This is a genomic window from Micromonospora trifolii (assembly GCF_050516465.1).
Lineage (GTDB): Bacteria > Actinomycetota > Actinomycetes > Mycobacteriales > Micromonosporaceae > Micromonospora > Micromonospora trifolii.
Genome location: NZ_CP191526.1, coordinates 312,616 through 330,623, shown reverse-complemented (window position 1 = coordinate 330,623; position 18,008 = coordinate 312,616). Strand labels below are relative to the sequence as shown.

General features: G+C 72.0%; 14 protein-coding genes. 6 read left to right on the top strand and 8 right to left on the bottom strand.

Annotated elements, in window-relative coordinates:
- Nucleotides 1–19: 19 nt before the first annotated feature.
- The 5 genes from ACQRWP_RS01545 to ftsY form a co-directional block, all read right to left on the bottom strand.
- Nucleotides 20–2,350, bottom strand: a complete 2,331-nt coding sequence (locus ACQRWP_RS01545) for a [protein-PII] uridylyltransferase (protein WP_430500476.1) — start codon at nucleotides 2,348–2,350, stop codon at nucleotides 20–22.
- 14 nt (nucleotides 2,351–2,364) lie between these two features.
- Nucleotides 2,365–2,703, bottom strand: coding sequence for a P-II family nitrogen regulator (locus ACQRWP_RS01540; protein WP_172862163.1), 339 nt, complete (start codon nucleotides 2,701–2,703; stop codon nucleotides 2,365–2,367).
- A 25-nt stretch (nucleotides 2,704–2,728) separates the two neighbouring features.
- The gene (locus tag ACQRWP_RS01535; RefSeq protein WP_430500475.1) at nucleotides 2,729–4,141 is read right to left on the bottom strand and encodes an ammonium transporter; all 1,413 of its coding nucleotides are present in this window, start codon (nucleotides 4,139–4,141) and stop codon (nucleotides 2,729–2,731) included.
- Nucleotides 4,142–4,417: 276 nt separating this feature from the next.
- Nucleotides 4,418–5,281: an aminoglycoside phosphotransferase family protein gene (locus ACQRWP_RS01530; RefSeq protein WP_181518597.1), complete on the bottom strand. Its 864-nt coding sequence runs from the start codon at nucleotides 5,279–5,281 to the stop codon at nucleotides 4,418–4,420.
- A gap of 6 nt (nucleotides 5,282–5,287) precedes the next feature.
- Nucleotides 5,288–6,469 (bottom strand): signal recognition particle-docking protein FtsY, encoded by a 1,182-nt coding sequence (ftsY, locus tag ACQRWP_RS01525; RefSeq protein ID WP_334508007.1) that lies wholly within the window; start codon nucleotides 6,467–6,469, stop codon nucleotides 5,288–5,290.
- Between the two features lie 161 nt (nucleotides 6,470–6,630).
- On the opposite strand from ftsY, the gene ACQRWP_RS01520 reads away from it, so the two are divergent.
- The 5 genes from ACQRWP_RS01520 (at nucleotide 6,631) to ACQRWP_RS01500 (ending at nucleotide 11,677) form a co-directional block, all read left to right on the top strand.
- A complete protein-coding gene (locus ACQRWP_RS01520) occupies nucleotides 6,631–8,358 on the top strand; it encodes an alkaline phosphatase D family protein (protein ID WP_430500474.1) in 1,728 nt (575 codons plus the stop codon).
- Nucleotides 8,359–8,368: 10 nt separating this feature from the next.
- Nucleotides 8,369–8,809, top strand: a complete 441-nt coding sequence (locus ACQRWP_RS01515; RefSeq protein WP_430500473.1) for a MarR family winged helix-turn-helix transcriptional regulator — start codon at nucleotides 8,369–8,371, stop codon at nucleotides 8,807–8,809.
- A 178-nt stretch (nucleotides 8,810–8,987) separates the two neighbouring features.
- Nucleotides 8,988–10,607 carry an MDR family MFS transporter gene (locus ACQRWP_RS01510; RefSeq protein WP_430500472.1) on the top strand — a complete coding sequence of 540 codons (1,620 nt, stop codon included), beginning with the start codon at nucleotides 8,988–8,990 and terminating at the stop codon, nucleotides 10,605–10,607.
- A 9-nt stretch (nucleotides 10,608–10,616) separates the two neighbouring features.
- A complete protein-coding gene (locus tag ACQRWP_RS01505; protein WP_238681242.1) occupies nucleotides 10,617–11,111 on the top strand; it encodes a universal stress protein in 495 nt (164 codons plus the stop codon).
- Nucleotides 11,112–11,155: 44 nt separating this feature from the next.
- Complete coding sequence (locus ACQRWP_RS01500; RefSeq protein WP_430500471.1) at nucleotides 11,156–11,677, top strand: DinB family protein; 522 nt, start codon at nucleotides 11,156–11,158, stop codon at nucleotides 11,675–11,677.
- A 6-nt stretch (nucleotides 11,678–11,683) separates the two neighbouring features.
- Here ACQRWP_RS01500 and ACQRWP_RS01495 read toward each other — a convergent pair whose 3' ends face one another.
- From ACQRWP_RS01495 to ACQRWP_RS01485, 3 genes are all read right to left on the bottom strand, one after another.
- Nucleotides 11,684–12,304, bottom strand: coding sequence for an HAD family hydrolase (locus ACQRWP_RS01495; RefSeq protein ID WP_430500470.1), 621 nt, complete (start codon nucleotides 12,302–12,304; stop codon nucleotides 11,684–11,686).
- A complete protein-coding gene (smc, locus tag ACQRWP_RS01490; protein ID WP_430500469.1) occupies nucleotides 12,304–15,918 on the bottom strand; it encodes a chromosome segregation protein SMC in 3,615 nt (1,204 codons plus the stop codon). Before smc ends, ACQRWP_RS01495 begins: the two co-directional genes overlap by 1 nt.
- Nucleotides 15,919–16,266: 348 nt before the next feature.
- Nucleotides 16,267–16,461 carry a hypothetical protein gene (locus ACQRWP_RS01485; protein ID WP_007456482.1) on the bottom strand — a complete coding sequence of 65 codons (195 nt, stop codon included), beginning with the start codon at nucleotides 16,459–16,461 and terminating at the stop codon, nucleotides 16,267–16,269.
- A gap of 392 nt (nucleotides 16,462–16,853) precedes the next feature.
- On the opposite strand from ACQRWP_RS01485, the gene ACQRWP_RS01480 reads away from it, so the two are divergent.
- The gene (locus ACQRWP_RS01480; RefSeq protein ID WP_430503382.1) at nucleotides 16,854–17,996 is read left to right on the top strand and encodes a CAP domain-containing protein; all 1,143 of its coding nucleotides are present in this window, start codon (nucleotides 16,854–16,856) and stop codon (nucleotides 17,994–17,996) included.
- Nucleotides 17,997–18,008 lie beyond the last annotated feature (12 nt).

The window sequence follows — 18,008 nt, the reverse complement described above, 5'->3', positions numbered from 1 at the left end:
CGACGCGGGAGTGGGGGTGTCAGACCGCGGCGAGGACCGCAGCCTCCAGGCGGGCCCGGGTGGCGTCGTCCGGCCAACCTCCGACCAGGTAGAAGGCGTCGACCACGTCGGCGCCGAGGGTGGAGATGCGGGCCGCGCGAACCAGGGCGCCGGCCTCGTCGAGCGCACAGGCGACCCGGTAGAGCAACCCGGCGGCGTCGGCGGCGCGCAGTTCCAGCAGTACGGCGTCGGTGGCCGCCTCGCGGTGCCAGACCACTCGTGGCGCGGCGCCGCCGCCACGGCTGGCGAGCGCGCGGCCGCGTAGCCGTTGGGTGACCGACACGTCGCCGGCGACCGCCCGGCGCAGGTCGGCGCGGAGGGGGACCGGGTCCGGCGGCAGGCCGTAGCGGGGCTGCACCCGGCACTCGACCAGGGCGCGGCCGTCGACGGCGGAGGCGTCCGCGGAGATCACCTCCAGCCGGTGCAGCGCCAGGCAGCCGGCCACCGTGGCGAGCAGACCCCGCCGGTCGGCCGCCGCGACCGACACCCGGTCGCCGGTCAGGTGGACGACCGGCAGGGGCCCGGCCAGCAGCTCCGGGTCCGGGGCGGGTGGCTCGGGGAGTACGCCGGTGTCCAGCGCGGTGCGAACACGGGCGACCAGCTCGGCGACGAGTCGGCCCTTCCAGTCTGACCAGGCCGCCGGCCCGGTCGCCGCCGCGTCGGCGCGGACCAACGCGTGCAGCACGTCGAGGGTGCCGGTGTCACCGACCGCCTCGGCCACCGAGGCGATGGTGACCGGGTCGGCCAGGTCCCGGCGGGTAGCCACGTCGGGCAGCAGCAGGTGCAGCCGGACCAGCTTGCCGATCAGCTCGACCTCCGCCGTGGGCAGACCGACCCTGGTGGCCACCGCCTGGGCAACCGGCACACCGACGGTGCTGTGATCACCGGGGAGGCCCTTGCCGATGTCGTGCAGGAGAGCGCCGAGGAGCAGCAGGTCGGGGCGCTCCACCTCGCGGGCGTGCCGGCTGGCCTCGTGCGCGGTCTGCACGAGGTGCCGGTCGAGGGTGAAGCGGTGCACCGGGTTGTGCTGGGGCAGGCTGCGCAGCCGGGTCCACTCGGGCAGCCAGCCGTCGACCAGCCCGTACCGGTCGCAGGTTTCCCAGGCCGGCACCAGGCCGGCACCGGCGCCGAGCAGGGTGATCAGCGCGGCCCGGGCCTCGGCCGGCCAGGGGGCGGGCAGAGGCGGGCAGTACGCCGCCAGCCACTCGCAGGTGGCCCGCGCGATGGGGATTCGAGTCGTGGCCGCCGCGGCGGCCACCCGCAGCGAGAGGCTCGGGTCGGGGCGTGCCCCGATCGCCGTACGGGCGAGCACCAGCTCGCCGTCGTGTTCCACCACGTCGCGGGCGACCGGGCGGCGGGCCGGGCGGCCGTTCCCGCCCCGGGAGCGACCGGAGCGAAGCCGGTCGGCGGCCCGGAAGGCGTCGTCCAGGGCGTGGCTGACCGTGCGGGCGTCACCGGCGACCCGACGCAGCAGCGCGTCGCCGTCTTCCACGACGGCTCCAGGCTGCCGCGCGGCGTCAGACGCGCCGGGCCGGAGTCGTCGCAGGTCGAGCAGGGTGGCCACTCCGTCGCGTTCCTGGGCGACCAGCCGGTCCACCCGTCGGCCGACCTGCTGGTGCAGGGCGTCGCGGGTGTCCAACAGGCGCAGGTGTGCGGCACGTACGGCGGGGCGCAGCGCGTCGGTGATACCGGCCGCGGAGATCGCCCGCAGCAGCCCCACGTCACGCAGACCACCGGCGGCCTCCTTGAGGTCGCCCTCCAGCAGGAACGCCAGCTCACCGTGCGCCTGCCAACGGGCTTCGGTGACCTCCCGCAGGCCGGGCAGGTGCCGGACGGCGGTGCGCCGCCAGTGATCGGCGGCGGTGCGGATCAGCGCGTCGGCCAGCGCCTGGTCCCCCACTACCAGCCGGGCGTCGAGCAGCCCGAGGGCGACCTTGACGTCGTCCTGGGCCACCGAGAGCGCCTCGGCGACGGTGCGCACGGAATGGTCGAGCCGCAGGCCCGCGTCCCAGATCGGGTACCAGACCGAGGCGGCCAACTCGTCCGTGCCGGGCACCCCGGCGTGCACCAGCACCAGGTCGAGGTCGCTGTACGGGGCACACTGCCGCCGACCCAGACCCCCGACGGCCAGCAGTGCCACCCCGTCCCGCGCCGGCAGCAACCCCCGCAGGAACGAGTCGTACGCCGCGGCCCGCCCCCGCCGGGCCGCTTCCCCGATCCCCCCGGGAAGGCCGACGACCTCGTTGATCAAGAGGTTCGCGTCACCGTCATCGGCGGGTCCTGACGCGTTCTTCTTGATCAACGAGGTCATGTCAGTGGCCGCGGTCAGAGTGCGTCGAGGCCGCGTTCGCCGGTACGCACCCGGACGACCTCTTCGACACCGGTGACCCAGACCTTGCCGTCACCGATCTTGCCCGTGCGGGCCGCTCCGACGATGGCGTCGACCACCTTGTCGACGTCGATCTCATCGGTGAGCACCTCTACCCGGATCTTGGGCAGGAACTCGACCGTGTACTCGGCACCCCGGTAGACCTCGGTGTGCCCCTTCTGCCGCCCGTACCCCTGAACCTCGCTGACGGTCAGCCCGGCCACCCCGAGGGCGTGCAGGGCCTCCTTCACCGCGTCCAGTTGGTACGGCTTGATGACTGCGGTCACCAGCTTCATGTCCAACCCCTCCATCCCAGGAACGTTAACCGGCGACCTTTTCGCTGACCGGCTCGGCGGGCTCCGCCTCCGGCTTGGCACCGCTCGTCGCGCCGCCACCGGGGGTGCCGATGCCGGCCATCGCGAACGCGCTGCCCGTGCCGCCGCCGGCCGGGGACAGGTCGTAGCTGCTCTCGGCGTGCTCGGCGATGTCGATGCCCTCGACCTCCGCCTCGCCCTTGACGCGGAAGCCGATCGTCATCTCGATCACGAAGGCGAGCACCCAGGCGATGCCGAACGACCAGGCGGTGACGATCAGGCCGGCGAGGGCCTGCCGCCCGAGCTGGGTCGCGCCACCGCCGTAGAAGAGGCCGTCGGAGGCGCCCACCACGTCGGTGATCGCGGCGTTGACCGAGTTGGTGGCGAAGAGGCCGAGCCAGAGCGACCCGATCCAACCACCGACGAAGTGCACACCGACCACGTCGAGCGAGTCGTCGTAGCCGAGCTTGTACTTCAGGCTGACGGCGAGCGCGCACACCGCGCCGGCGACGATGCCGAGCAGGACGGACGCCCACGGTGCGATGAAGCCACAGGCCGGGGTGATGGCGACCAGACCGGCGACGGCGCCGGACGAGGCACCGACCATCGTCGGCTTGCGGGTCTTGACCCACTCGACAGCGATCCAGCCGAGCACCGCCGCCGCCGTGGCGAGCTGCGTGTTGATGAAGGCGAGGCCGGCGACCGAGTCGACGGTCAGCTCCGAGCCGGCGTTGAACCCGAACCAGCCGAACCACAGCAGACCGGCACCGAGCGCGACCAACGGGATGTTGTGCGGCTTCATGCCCTCACGCGGCCAACCGAGCCGCTTACCGAGGACCAGCACCACGGCCAGGGCCGCCGCGCCGGCGTTGATGTGCACCGCGGTGCCACCGGCGAAGTCCAGTGCGTGGATGTCGCCGCCGATGATGCCGCCGCCCCACACCCAGTGAGCGACCGGGAAGTAGACCAGGGTGGCCCAGCCGAAGGCGAACAGCAGCCAGCCGGCGAACTTGGCCCGGTCGGCGATGGCACCGCTGATCAGCGCGACGGTGATCACCGCGAAGACCATCTGGAAGGCCATGAACACGTAGAGCGGAACGCCGATGCCGCTGGGGTTCTCCGCCGTGGCACCCCACAGGTCGGTTTCGGCGAGGAAGGTCTTGGTGCCGAGGTACGCGCCCGGGTCGCCCCAGAAGCCGTTCACGTCGGCCCCGAAGGCGACGCTGAATCCGTAGAACCACCACAGAATAGAGATGAGCCCGATAGCCGAGAAGCTCATCATCATCATGTTGAGTACGCCCTTGGCCCGGTTGAGGCCGCCGTAGAACAGCGCCAGTCCGGGGGTCATGAGCAGCACGAGCGCGGTCGAAACCAGCAGCCACGTGGTATTGGCGCCGTCGATCGTCGGTGCTTCAGGCACGCTGGCCTCCTAAAAGGTGAAGTCCTCCTTCGCGGCTTTCCGGGGCAGCGTCGCCCGTAGGCCGGTTGCGCGGAAGCTTCGCGGCCGGCTGTTTCACTTTGGGTCCCGTGCGGGTTTCCGTTTCGTGACGGGTTGTTTCGGACGTGTCACGAACTCCGCACAGTCATCAGCATGGACGACTGTGGATCGACCGGACGGCGCTCGTCGATGGCTGACCGGTCAATGGCATCGACCGGTGCGCTCGACGCGCCCGGCCGAGCATCGCCCGACCGGCGCTCAGCGGAGGGCGTTCTCCAGGGTGTGCCGCTCGTAGTCGAGCAGCCGCAGATCGCGCATCGGGCGACGCAGGTGACCCTTGTGCACGATCCGGACGAACGCCGGCTCACCGGCGGCGGCCATCCGGCGGATCCCCTCGACGTGGTCCACGATCCGTTTACGGATGGTCCGGATCAGCCGGTGCCGGTCCCGGGGGATCAGCCCGTACGCGTCGGCGAAGAGCCGGAGGCGGCGGGGCCGGTCCGGGTGCTTCCAGCCCAGGGTGATCGAGTCGCGGTCCGCGAAGATCGGCACCCAGGTCCAGGCCGCGTACGCCACGTCGTAGATCCGCGCTCCCGGTGAGGCGAGATCGAAGTCGATCAGCCCGAGGGTGCCGTCCGGACGCCAGATCACGTTGTGCGGCGCGGCGTCGTGGTGACAGATCACCTCGGTGTCCGGTGGTGGGGGCCCGAACGAGCGCCAGACCGCCGCCTGCGGAGGGGTGAAGCCGTACTGCGCGTCGTGGAACATCCGCAGCATGGTGGCGACGGTGACCAGGGCCTCGTCGGTCACCCAGTGCGGGGCGAGCGGATATTCTCCGCACTCCCCCTCCAGGTACGACAGCACCTCACGGTTGCGCTCGTCCATCCCGAGCGCCCGGGGGGCGCCGGTGAACCCCACGTACTCCAGGTGCCGCAGCAGCGCGTGCACGGACGGGGTCCACGGCCCGGCGTTGCGCCGCACCGTGTCACCCACGCGGACAACGGTGCTCACGTTGCCGCCGTGCAGCGGGATCTCCTGCGAAGTCACGTACGGTCTCCCGAGGCGCTGCGAGGGATGGCCGGGGTCACGCCAGCCCGCGTACGCGCGATCGTCAGTGGTCACCCGAGACTACGCGTCCCGGCCGGTGGCCTCGGTCCCCAGCAACGCGTCGACGAACTGCGCCGGGTCGAACGGGGCCAGGTCGTCCTTGCCTTCGCCGAGGCCGACCAGCTTCACGGGGATGCCGAGCTTGCGCTGCACGGCGATCACGATGCCGCCCTTGGCGGTGCCGTCGAGCTTGGTCAGCACCACACCGGTCACGTTCACCACCTCGGTGAAGACCCGGGCCTGCTCCAGGCCGTTCTGCCCGGTGGTCGCGTCCAGGATGAGCAGTGTCTCGTCGATCGGGCCCTGCTTCTCCACCACGCGCTTGACCTTGCCCAGCTCGTCCATCAGGCCGACCTTGTTCTGTAGGCGGCCGGCGGTGTCGATGAGCACGGTGTCCACGCCGGTGTCGATGCCGCGCTTGACGGCGTCGAAGGCGACGCTGGCCGGGTCGGCGGCCTCGGGCCCCCGGACGGTCTCCGCGCCGACGCGCGAGCCCCAGGTCTCCAGTTGGTCGGCAGCAGCGGCCCGGAAGGTGTCCGCCGCGCCGAGCAGCACGCTGCGACCGTCGGCCACCAGCACCCGGGCGATCTTGCCGCAGGTGGTGGTCTTGCCTGCGCCGTTGACGCCGACGACGAGGACCACCGCCGGCACGCCGTCCTTGGGGGCGGTCCGCAACGAGCGGTCCAGGCTCGGGTCGAGCGCGTTGACCAGCTCGGCGGCGAGCAGTGCCCGCAGCTCGGAGGCCGAGCGGGTGCCGAGCACCCGGGTGCGCTCGCGGAGCCGGTCGACGATGTCGCGGGTGGCGTCGACGCCGACGTCGGCGGTGATCAGGCTGTCCTCGATCTCCTCCCAGACGTCCTCGTCGAGGTGGTCACGGGCGAGCAGGCCGAGCAGGCCCTTGCCGAACACGCTCTGTGAGCGGGACAGCCGCGAGCGGAGCCGGACCAGCCGCCCGGCGGTCGGCTCGGGGACCTCGACCTGTGGTTCGAGCACCGGCGGCGGCTCGACCAGGACGCCGGTGGACAGATCGGACTCCGGTGCCTCGACCGGCGGGCCGGCGAGATCCTCCTCAGCCCTGGTGTCGACCTCCGTGCGCGGCAACGGGGGCTCGGGCCGTCGCCGCAATCGCGGCACGACCAGCCCGACTGTGCCGGCGATCAGCACACCGAGCAGGACCAGAGCGAGGACGAGATATTCGGCCATGCCGGAATCCTGTCAGATGCGGGCGGCGGCGTCCCAGCCACCGCACCCCGAGCCGTGCCCGGAGCGGTGCTCGGAGTCTCAGCCACCGCACCTCGAGCGGTGCTCGGCGTCTCAGCCACCGCACCCGGCCGGCGCCGGAGACCGGCGGTAGGCTCGGCCGCATGCCCGCCGCACACCTCCTCATCGGCCCACTTCTGCGGCGAGTGGTGGACACCCGGGCGACGATCTGGGTGGAGACGGCGGCGCCCGCCGTGGTCACCGTCCGCACCGCCAGCGGCGCCACCGGCACCGCGCCCACCTTCTCGGCGTACGACCACCACTACGCCCTCGTGGTGGTGGAGGGCCTTGCCCCGGACAGCGAGACCACCTACGAGGTGCTGGTCGACGACGAGATCGTCTGGCCGGTGCCGAGCAGCGGTTTCCCGCCCAGCGTGATCCGCACCCGGGCCGCCGACGATCGGGACCAGCCGGTCAATCTGATCTTCGGCTCGTGCCGGGAGACCACCCAGCACGCCACCACCCGCAAGCTGCCACCGGACGCGCTGGACGCGTACGCCCGGCGGTTGATGGCCGACCCGGAGTCGAATCCGCTGCCCGACCTGCTGGTTCTGCTCGGTGACCAGGTCTACGCCGACGTCACCTCGCCCACCGTGCGCCGGCTGCTGCGTCGACGGCGGCGGCGGCCGAAGGGCGCTCCGGCCGACCAGGTGGTGAGCTTCGACGAGTACACCAAGCTCTACCTGGAGTCCTGGCGTGATCCGGAGATCCGCTGGCTGCTCTCCACCGTGCCGAGCGTGATGATCTTCGACGATCACGAGATCATCGACGACTGGAACACCTCGGCGGCGTGGCGAGCCGAGGTGCGTGAGCAGCCGTGGTGGCAGGAGCGGATCGGCAGTGGGCTCGCCTCGTACTGGGTCTACCAGCACCTGGGCAACCTCTCCCCCGACGAGATCGTCGCCGACCCGGTCTTCGCGAAGGTCGCCGCCGCCGAGGACGCCACCAGCGTGCTGCGCGAGTTCGGCCACCGGGTCGACCAGGAGTCCGACCTGGCGCACGACACCGAGCGCTGGCGCGCGGTGCAGTATCAGTGGAGCTACGCACTGGACCTGGGCCGGACCCGGCTGGTCATGCTGGACAACCGGTGCAGCCGGGTGCTCGAGCCCAACAGCCGGGCGATGCTGCCGCCCGGCGAGTGGGCCTGGTTCCTCGACCAGGCGCACGGGGTCTACGACCACCTCGTGGTGGGCGCCTCGCTGCCCTGGCTGCTGCCGCAGGGCATCCACCACATCGAGGCGTGGAACGAGAAACTGGCGGACTCACGCCGACCGTGGGTGGCGCGCGGGGCGGAGAAGCTGCGCCGCGCCCTGGATTTGGAGCACTGGGCGGCGTTCCGGCGTTCCTTCGAGGCGCTCGCGGAGACGTTCGCCCGCATCGGCACCGGCACGCCGCGGCAGTCCGGCGCGCGGATCGGGGCCGGCCCGGCGTACGCCCCACCGGCGTCGATCAGCGTGCTCTCCGGTGACGTGCACCACTCGTACGTGGCGCGGGCCCGGTTCGCGGACCCGGCGGTGGTCACTCCGGTGCACCAGCTCACCTGTTCGCCGATCCACAACCAGGTGCCGGCGGGCATCCGTCCGCTGATGCGGCTGGGCTGGTCGCCCGGTCCGGCCGGGGCCACCCGGGCGCTGGCCCGCTCGGCGGGCGTACGGCGGCCGGGGGTGCGCTGGCGCAAGCTGGCCGGCCCGTACTTCGGTAACGCGGTCGCCACCCTGACCCATAACGGGCGCGGGGCCGACGTGGTCATCGAGGGCACCACCAAGGACGGGCACCTACGCCCGGTGATGCGGCGTCGACTCTCCGGCGACGGCGAGCCTGCCGCGCCGTAGTCTCTACGCCGTGGACGATCACCTGCCGGAGCCGATCCGGGCGGTCGAGCACGAGTTGACCGCTCTGCTGCGCCGTGGCCGGGCGGTCTCCTGGGAGATCGCCCGGGAGGTGCACCCGAACCTGGAGCCGAACACCTACGGGTTGCTGCTCTGGTTGCGGCGTAGCGGGTCGATCCGGTTGACCGAGTTGGCGGCGCGGCTGGGCGTGGGCAAGGGGACGCTGAGCCGGCAGATCAACGCGCTGGAGGTCCTCGGTCTGGTGCACCGCGACCCCGATCCGAGCGATCGGCGGGCCGCGCAGATCAGCATGACCGAGGAGGGGCAGCGCCGGTTCGACGTGGCCCGCGCGGCCCGGCTGGGTGAGTTCCTGCGCGCCCTGGACGGCTGGCCGGAGCGGGACATCGAGGAGTTCGCCCGGCTACTGGGCCGGTTCAACGACTCCTGGCAGTAGCCGCCCAGTGCCAGGGACTCCTGGCAGGTAGGCGCACAGACCCGGGGAATAGCGCGCCGGTCCGACAAGTTGTTGCTTCAGGCAACCAAGGCATACGGTTGCTTCAGGCAACTCTCAGGCGGCCCGTGTACCAAGCCCGCCGCCGTTCCACCTCGACTCCGCTCGGAGGCAACAAACGATGAGCCAGGCGACAGTGCCTTCCCAGGCGACCGCCGTGACCATGACCCACCGGCAGATCCTGGAAGCACTCTCCGGTCTGCTGCTGGGCCTGTTCGTCGCGATTCTCTCGTCCACGGTCATCTCGAACGCGCTGCCGCGGATCATCACCGAACTGCACGGCGGCCAGTCCGCGTACACCTGGGTGGTGACCTCGGCCCTGCTCGCGACCACCGCGACCACCCCCATCTGGGGCAAAATGGCCGACCTGACCAGCAAGAAGACCCTGGTCCAGCTGGCCCTGGGGATCTACGTGCTGGGCTCGGTGCTGGCCGGCCTCGCCCAGGGCACCGGTGAGCTGATCGCCTGCCGGGTGCTCCAGGGCGTCGGCGCCGGCGGCCTCACCGCGCTGGCCCAGGTGATCATGGCCACGATGATCGCGCCCCGCGAACGCGGCCGCTACAGCGGCTACCTCGGCGCCGTGATGGCCGTCGGCACCATCGGGGGCCCGCTGATCGGCGGCGTGATCGTGGACACCTCCTGGCTCGGCTGGCGCTGGTGCTTCTACGTCGGAGTGCCGTTCGCCATCCTCGCCCTGATCGTGCTCCAGAGGACCCTGCACCTGCCGGTGGTCAAGCGGAAGGCCGTGATCGACTGGTGGGGCGCCACCCTGATCACCGCGGCTGTCTCGGTGCTGCTGATCTGGGTCTCGCTCGCCGGCGACCAGTTCGCCTGGGCCTCCTGGCAGAGCGCCGTGATGGTCGTCGGCGCGCTGCTCCTCGGCGCGCTGGCGATCCGGGTCGAGACCCGGGCCGCCGAGCCGATGATCCCGCCGCGGCTGTTCCGCAACCGCACCATCACTCTCGCCGTCGTCGCCAGCATCGCGGTCGGTGTGGGCATGTTCGGCGCGTCGATCTTCCTGGGCCAGTACTTCCAGATCAGCCGCGGGCAGAGCCCGACCATGTCCGGTCTGATGACCCTGCCGATGATCCTCGGCCTGTTGGTCGCCTCCACGGTCATCGGGAGGGTCATCAGCAAGACCGGCCGCTGGAAGAGGTACCTGGTGATCGGGTCGGCGCTGCTCACCATCGGCTTCGCGCTGATGGGCACCCTGCGCGCCGACACCAGCTTCACACTGCTCAGCGTCTACATGCTGCTGATCGGCGTCGGCCTGGGCATGACCATGCAGAACCTGGTCCTCGCCGTGCAGAACACCGTCGGCCCGCACGAACTCGGCGCGGCCAGCTCGGTGGTGGCGTTCTTCCGCAGCCTGGGTGGCGCGATCGGCGTCTCCGCCCTCGGCGCGGTGCTCGCCCACAAGGTCAAGGACTACACCGCGGACGGCCTGGCCCAACTCGGTATCCCCGCCTCCAGCTCGGGCAGCGGCGGTGCCCTGCCCGACGTGCACACCCTGCCCGGCCCGCTGCGGGCGGTGGTGGAGAGCGCATACGGCCACGGCGCCGGTGACATCTTCCTGACCGCTGCCCCGTTCGCGCTGATCGCGCTGATCGCGGTGGCGTTCATCAAGGAGGTGCCGCTGCGCCAGCACAACGGCAACCCGGTTTCCGACGAGGTCGAGCGGGAATCGACAGTCGCTGCCGGCGCCGGCTCACCCGTGATCCGTACCGGCGAGCAGAGGTGAGGTAGAGCCATGGGCGTGGGAGCACCGGACCGCGAGGAGTACGGCCCCCGGACCCGACCGCTGCCCTTCGAGCGCGGCACGGACGGGCCTCGGGTGATCATGGTGGGTGTCGACGGCACCCGGACCTCCGAGCGGGCCGGCTCCTACGCCGCGGGCCTGGCCCGTCGACAGAGCGCCGCGTTGGTGGTGGTCTTCGTCAGCTCGCCGAGCGGGCTGACCGCCCTGGTGCCCGGCATGGACGCCGGCGCGGTCCAGCGCACCCACGACGAGTTGGCCGACGAGCTGCGCCGGGAGTGCCGGCGCGGGGCCGAGCAGTGGGGCATCCCGGTGACACTGCTGGTGCGGCGCGGCGACGCGTACGGCGAGCTGCGCGCGGCGGCCGACGAGTTCCAGGCCGACATGGTGGTGGTCGGTGCCTCCGAGCAGGCCGGACATCGGCTGGTCGGCTCGGTCGCCACCCGGCTGGTCCGCGCCGGCCGCTGGCCGGTCGTCGTGGTGCCCTGATAACCCCTCGCGGGGTGTCCGAGGTGCCGGGCAGGATGCGCGGCATGACCTGGATCGCACCGGAGATCACCCGGACCCCCGAACCGTACGTCGGCGACGAGCGCACCATGCTCGACGGCTGGCTCGACTACCACCGACAGACACTGCTGCTCAAGTGCGCGGGCCTCACCGAGGAGCAGTTGCGGACGCCGAGCGTGGAACCGTCCGGGCTGACCCTGCTCGGCCTGGTCAGGCACCTGGCCGAGGTCGAGGCCTGGTGGTTCCGGGAGAACTTCGCCGGCGAGCAGGTCGACTACCCGTACTTCACCCCGGAGAACCCGGACGCCGACCACGACGTCAGCGCCGCCGACGCCGAGGCCGACTTCGCCATCTTCCACCGCGAGGTGGCGCTGGCCCGCGAGGCCGCCGCCGGCCACGCGCTCGACGAGACGTTCACCGAGGTCGGCGCGAAGAAGCGCACCTTCAACCTGCGCTGGGTGTACGTGCACATGATCGAGGAGTACGCCCGGCACAACGGCCACGCCGACCTGATCCGGGAACGCATCGACGGCGTCACCGGCGAGTGACAGCGCTCAGTAGTCCAGGGCCGCCCGCAGGTAACGCAGGTCGGCGTGGCCGCCCCAGCGGTGCGCCGACAGCCCGGCGGACCGAGCACCCCGCACGGCCCAGTCCTCGTCGTCGACGCAGAGGACCCGGGCCGGCGGGGTGGCCAGGGCCACGCAGGCGGCCTTGAAGTATTCCGGGGCGGGTTTGTGCACGCCGATCACCGAGGAGTTGACCACCACGTCCAGCTCGCCGACCAGGCCGAGCGCGGCCAGGTCGGCGTCGAGCAGGTCGGTGGCGTTGGTGCCCAGCCCGACCCGGACGCCCGCCGCACGGACCTCCCGGACGAACGCCAGCACCTCCTGGTCGACCTCTCCCCGGTAGCTCTGCCACTGCTCCACCGCGGCGCGGGCCCGTTCCGGGCTGCCCACCGATTCGCTCAGGGCGTCCGCCACGCTGTTCATCCACTCGGCGTGGTTGACCTGACCGGTGAGCACCGGCTGGAGCCGCCCCCACTGCATGGCGATCTCGCCGAGCACCCCCTCGGAGAGGCCGTACTCCCGCTCGACGACGGCGGCCACCGCCGGGTCCCACCGGCGCAGTACGCCGTCGAAGTCCAGCAGGAGCGCCGTCGCGCGTTCCCGAGCCACTACCCGTTCTCCTCGCCGCGGCCGCGCCGCTGGTCGTCCTCGTCGGCCCGGTTGAGCCGTTGGCTGATCACCTGTGTGACCCCACTGCGCATGGTCACGCCGTAGAGCGCGTCGGCGATCTCCATCGTCCGCTTCTGGTGCGTGATGACGATCAGCTGACTCTTCTCGCGCAACTGTGCCAGCAACAGGATCAGCCGGCCCAGGTTGACGTCGTCCAGGGCCGCCTCCACCTCGTCCATGATGTAGAACGGGCTGGGTCGGGCGCGGAAGATCGCCACCAGCATGGCCACCGCGGTCAGCGACCGCTCACCACCGGAGAGCAGCGACAGCCGCTTGATCTTCTTGCCCGGCGGGCGGGCCTCCACCTCGACGCCGGTGGTGAGCAGGTCGTCCGGTTCGGTGAGGATCAGCCGCCCCTCACCACCGGGGAAGAGCACTGTGAACACCTGCTCGAACTCCCGGGCGGTGTCCTCGAAGGCGCTGGCGAAGACCTCCAGGATCCGCTCGTCCACGTCCTTGACCACTGTGAGCAGGTCGCGACGGGTGGCCTTGAGGTCCTCCAACTGCTCGGAGAGGAACTTGAAGCGCTCCTCCAGCGCGGCGAACTCCTCCAGCGCGAGCGGGTTGACCTTGCCGAGCAGGGCGAGTTCGCGTTCCGCCTTCGCGGCCCGCTTCTCCTGCACCGGCCGCTCGTAGCGCACCGGCTCGGGCACCGGCAGACCGTCACGTTCGGCCGTCGCGACGTCGACCTGGGTCGGCGGAACGGGCTGAGTCGGACCGTACTCGGCGACCAGCGTCTCCACGTCCAGCCCGAAGTCCTCGGCGGCCTTCGCCTCCAACTGCTCGATGCGCAGCCGCTGCTCCGCCCGGGCCACCTCGTCGCGGTGCACCTGGCTGGTCAGCCGCTCCAACTCCGCGGCGAGCCGCTTGGCGGCCCCGCGTACCTCCTGAAGCTCTGCCTCCCGCGCGGCGCGCTCCAGGGCGACCGCGTCGCGGTGCTCCTCGGCCGTCGCGATCGAGGTGGTCAGCCGGGTCAGCGCCTCCCGGGCGCCGCCGGCGACGGACCGGGCGATGCCCGCACCACGGGCGCGGGCGGCCCGCCGGGCCGCCGCGCGTTCCCGGGCGGCCCGCTCCGCGGTGGCCTGCCGGGCGAGCGAGTCGGCCCGGCCGGCGATCGAGGAGACCCGCTCCTCGGCGGTACGCACGGCGAGCCGGACCTCCATCTCGTTCTGCCGGGCCTGCGGCACCATGGCCGCCAGCTGATCCCGTTCCTCGGTCGAGGGCTCGGCGTCGACCGGGGTTTCCTCGGCCAGCCGTAGCCGCTCCTCCAGCTCGGCGAGCGCGGTGAGGTCCCGTTGCCGTGCGGCCTCGGCGCGGGAGCGGGAGTCGCCGAGCCGGTCGGTCTCGGCCTTCGCGGAGCGGGCCGCCGCCCCCAGCTCGGCCAGCCGGCGAGCGGCGGCGTTGCGGTGGCTCTCCGCCTCGCGCTTCTCGGCGGCGGCGTGCTGCACGACCTCCTTGGCGGCGGCCACCTCGGCGCGCGCCTCGACCAACTGATCACGCAGCTCCAGGCCAGCGCGTTCGGCGGTGACCCGGTTGGCGCGGGCCTCCTCGACGGCGGCCTGCACCTCGATGTAGCTGGGAGCCTTGGCCGACCCACCCGCGGCCGCGTACGCCCCGACCACGTCACCGTCCGGGGTGACCGCCCGCAGCTCGGGGTTGCTGGCGACCAGCTCCGCGGCGGCGGCGAGATCGTCGACGAGCGCCACGTCCCGCAGGGCCCGGTGCACCGCCGGACGCAGCTCGGCGCTGCACTCCACCAGGTCGGGCGCCCACCGGGCGTCGTCCGGCAGCTTCGGTCGCAGCGCGTCGGCGGAGCCGGTCATGCCGGGCCCCGCCGGACTGCCGACCAGCAGTCCGGCCCGGCCGGCATCGGAGATCTTCAGCAGCCGCATCGCCTCGACGGCCTCGTCCACCCCGCTGACGGCGACCGCGTCGGCGAGGCCGCCGAGCGCGGCGGCCAGCGCGGCCTCGTGACCGGGCGCGACGGTGAGCAATCCGGCGAGGCTGCCGAGCAGGCCGGGCACGTCGCCGGCGCGGGCGAGCAGCGCCCCCGCGCCGTCCTTGCGCCGCAGCCCCGAGGCGAGCGCCTCCTCGCGGGCCTTCCAGGTGGCGGCGTCCTTCTCCGCCGCCCGCTCGGCGTCGGACAGCGATCGAACGGTGGCCTGGGCCCGTTCCTGCACGGCGACCGCCTCGGCGTGCCGGGCGTCCAGGTCCGCGTTGTCCCGGTCGGCCTCGGTGGACTGGGCGGCGACCGCGTCCAGGTCGGCCTGCGCCTGCTCGGCGCGGCCCAGCGCGTCGGCGTGCGCGATCGCGAGGCGTTCGATCTCCTCGCCGGCGCTGGTGGTCCGGGCCCGGGCGGAGTTGACCTGGCCGGTGAGCCGGGCCATCCCCTCCCGCCGGTCGGCGATGGCCTTGGCCGCGGCCACCAGCTCGCGCTCGGCGGCGGCCAGCTGCCGCTCCAACTCCTGGCGGTGCTCGACCGCCTCGGCCAGTCGGATCTGGTCGTCGGTGAGCGCGCCGCGCAGCTCCTCCTCCTGCTCGCGGACGCGTTCCGCCTCGGCCTCCAGCTGGTCCGGGTCGCGGCCGGGCCGCTCGTCGTCGCCGGTGGCGCTGAGGTGCCGCAGCCGCTCCCGGGCCAACTGCTCGATCGAGCGGAAGCGTTCCTGGAGGGCGGAGAGCTTGTACCAGGTGTCCTGGGCGGCGGCGAGCAGCGGCGCGTCCTCAGCGAGGGCGGCCTCCAACTCACCGAGCCGGCCCTGCACCTCGGTGTGCTCACCCTCGATCTGCTCGCGCCGCTCGCGCAGGGCGGTCTCGTCGGCGATCTCCCGGTCGAGGGTGGTCCGCAGGGTGGCCAGGTCGTCGGCGAGCAGCCGCAGCCGGGCATCGCGCAGGTTGGCCTGGATGGCGGCGGCGCGCCGGGCCACCTCGGCCTGCCGACCCAGCGGCTTGAGCTGACGACGCAGCTCGGCCGTGAGGTCGGTCAAACGATTGAGGTTCAGTTGCATCGCGTCGAGCTTGCGCAGCGCCTTTTCCTTGCGCTTGCGGTGCTTGAGGACGCCGGCCGCCTCCTCGATGAACGCCCGGCGGTCCTCCGGCTTGGCGTGCAGCATGCCGTCGAGGCGGCCCTGCCCCACGATGATGTGCATCTCCCGGCCGATGCCGGAGTCGGACAGTAGCTCCTGGATGTCGAGCAACCGGCAGGAGTTGCCGTTGATCTCGTACTCGCTCTCGCCGGAGCGGAACATCCGGCGGGTGATGGAGACCTCGGTGTACTCGATCGGCAGCGCGCCGTCGGTGTTGTCGATGGTGAGGGTGACCTCGGCGCGACCCAGCGGCGCCCGGCCGGCGGTGCCGGCGAAGATGACGTCCTCCATCTTGCCGCCACGGAGGGCTTTGGCGCCCTGCTCGCCGAGGACCCAGGCGATGGCGTCGACCACGTTGGACTTGCCCGAGCCGTTCGGGCCCACCACGCAGGTGATCCCGGGCTCCAGCTTCAACGTCGTCGCGGAGGCGAAGGACTTGAACCCCTTCACCGTCAGGCTCTTGAGATACACCTACTCGATCCTCGTCCGGTGGCCGCCGTACCGTCGCCGGCTGTGGGGACCTGGGTGAACTCGCAGACTAACCCGGCGGTGGGAGCGGCCCGGCACGCGACCCGCCCCGTGTCGCGTCGACCGTGGGCGCGCTGCTGTTCCGTCGACCACGATAAAGACAAGCGCCTTTCATGATCGGCTTATCCGCCGACGCGCTTTTCGGTAACTGTGCGGCGCTGTTCCCACACGATCGGCCGCAAGATCATGAATCGTCGGCGCCGAAAAGGTGCCGGACAGTGTTGCGCGCCGGCACAGAGGTGTCGGCGCGCATTTTTGCGATGGTGCGATTCAGTTTTTACGACCTGAAGATCAGGTCAGCGCCGGCTCGGCCAGACGGAGCAGATCGTCCGCCTCCGCCGCAGCCGCCGCGAGCCGATCATTGTCGGCACGCAGACGCGTGATCTCGAACTCCAGTGCCTGAACCCTGGCACGCAGTCGGGTGACCTCGTCGAGCAGACGCCGGTCGGGCGCTGCACCTACGTGGCCGTAGAGGGCCTTCGCCATGCTGACTCCTTGATATGCGCTGCCGGAAAGGCCGGCCAACGCGCGCCCATTTGTACGCGGCTGTCATTCCAGGCTGTATCTGGGCATGACCGGGCGCGACTGGCGACACCTATATATTGAGCCGCAAACCCCTCCTTCGTCAAGTTCTCGCAGGCCGTAGATCATCTCTACGTCGACCTGTCCACTTGTCGGGGGGCTGCCGCAAGGCACGGACACTCTCTGTCCGGACGCCTTTACTGTACGCCCGGATCTGCGGAAGTCCGCACCCTGGCGTCCGACTTCCCCTTAACTCTTTCTTAGCCACGTTGCCGCAGGTCGTAGGCGCGCCGTAGCGTCACCTCGGCCCGCAACCAACCCCTGGAGGCATAGGCGTGTACGGCTGGACCGATCCGATGGACCCGAACGGCGCACCCCGGCGCGCCGAGGGGCCGACCGACGAGCCGGCCTGGCTGCACGACCGCCCGGAGCCCCGCTCGGCCTACCTCTTCGGCGACGAGCCCGGTCAGCCGGGCGACGAGTGGCACCGGGAGCAGCCCCCCGGCGGCCGGCAGCCGGACCCGGCGATCCCCGCCGAGGCGGCCGACGCCCACACCGCTGCCTGGGAGGCCTACCAGCCGGAGGGCGAGACCGGCGGCTGGGGCGACAGCCACCAAGCCCAGGACACCACCGGCGGCCGGCGCGCCGAGGCGCCCGGCGGCTGGCACACCGACACCGACCCGGAGACCACCGACGGCTGGCGCGGCGCCGCCGAGACCGGGCGGCCCGGCGAGGGACGGCACCGCTCCCCACGCCGCTGGCGCCGGCCGCTGATGATCGGGGGCGCCGCCGCAGCCGCCACCCTCGTGGTGAGCTTCGGCGTCGGCGCACTCACCCTGCCCGGCGGTGACGACGGGGCCGCGCAGCCGACGGCCGTCGACGACTCCTTCGCCACGTCGGCCGCGCCGACCGGGGAACCGGTGCTGGACACCCTCGCCGCACCCTCCCCGTCCACCATCCCCAGCCCGGCGTCTCCGAGCCCGTCGCCCAGCAAGGTCGTCAAGCCCACGCCGGCGACGTCGCGGAGCACCGCCGCGTCGCGCCGCAGCGTCGAGCGCAGCACCGCGCCGAGCAACACCGGCAGCTCCACTGGTTCCAACGGCTCCAGCGGCTCCGTCAGCGCTCAGGCCCGCGAGGTGGTGGACCTGGTCAACGCCGAGCGCGCCAAGGCCGGCTGCAAGGCGTTGAGCATCGACGACAAGCTGATGACGGCCGCCCAGCGGCACAGCCAGGACCAGGCCGACAACCAGAACATGTCGCACACCGGCAGCGACGGCAGCAACGCCGGCACCCGGCTGGACCGGGTCGGCTACACCTGGCGCACCTACGGCGAGAACGTGGCCTGGAACCAGAAGACCCCGGCTGCGGTGATGGACGCCTGGATGAACAGCTCCGGCCACCGGGCCAACATCCTGAACTGCGCGTTCACCGAGATCGGCGTCGGCATCGCCAACAGCAACGGACCGTACTGGACGCAGGTCTTCGCGGCGCCGCGCTGACCGCGCGTCGTT

What these genes read in the sequence shown, in the direction of transcription:
- ACQRWP_RS01540 (WP_172862163.1), bottom strand. Translation starts at nt 2,703, where the DNA reads ATGAAGCTGGTGACCGCAGTCATCAAGCCGTACCAACTGGACGCGGTG.
- ftsY (WP_334508007.1), bottom strand. Translation starts at nt 6,469, where the DNA reads ATGGCCGAATATCTCGTCCTCGCTCTGGTCCTGCTCGGTGTGCTGATC.
- ACQRWP_RS01500 (WP_430500471.1), top strand. Translation starts at nt 11,156, where the DNA reads ATGACCTGGATCGCACCGGAGATCACCCGGACCCCCGAACCGTACGTC.
- ACQRWP_RS01485 (WP_007456482.1), bottom strand. Translation starts at nt 16,461, where the DNA reads ATGGCGAAGGCCCTCTACGGCCACGTAGGTGCAGCGCCCGACCGGCGT.
- ACQRWP_RS01520 (WP_430500474.1), top strand. Translation starts at nt 6,631, where the DNA reads ATGCCCGCCGCACACCTCCTCATCGGCCCACTTCTGCGGCGAGTGGTG.
- ACQRWP_RS01505 (WP_238681242.1), top strand. Translation starts at nt 10,617, where the DNA reads ATGGGCGTGGGAGCACCGGACCGCGAGGAGTACGGCCCCCGGACCCGA.
- ACQRWP_RS01480 (WP_430503382.1), top strand. Translation starts at nt 16,854, where the DNA reads ATGGACCCGAACGGCGCACCCCGGCGCGCCGAGGGGCCGACCGACGAG.
- ACQRWP_RS01510 (WP_430500472.1), top strand. Translation starts at nt 8,988, where the DNA reads ATGAGCCAGGCGACAGTGCCTTCCCAGGCGACCGCCGTGACCATGACC.
- ACQRWP_RS01545 (WP_430500476.1), bottom strand. Translation starts at nt 2,350, where the DNA reads ATGACCTCGTTGATCAAGAAGAACGCGTCAGGACCCGCCGATGACGGT.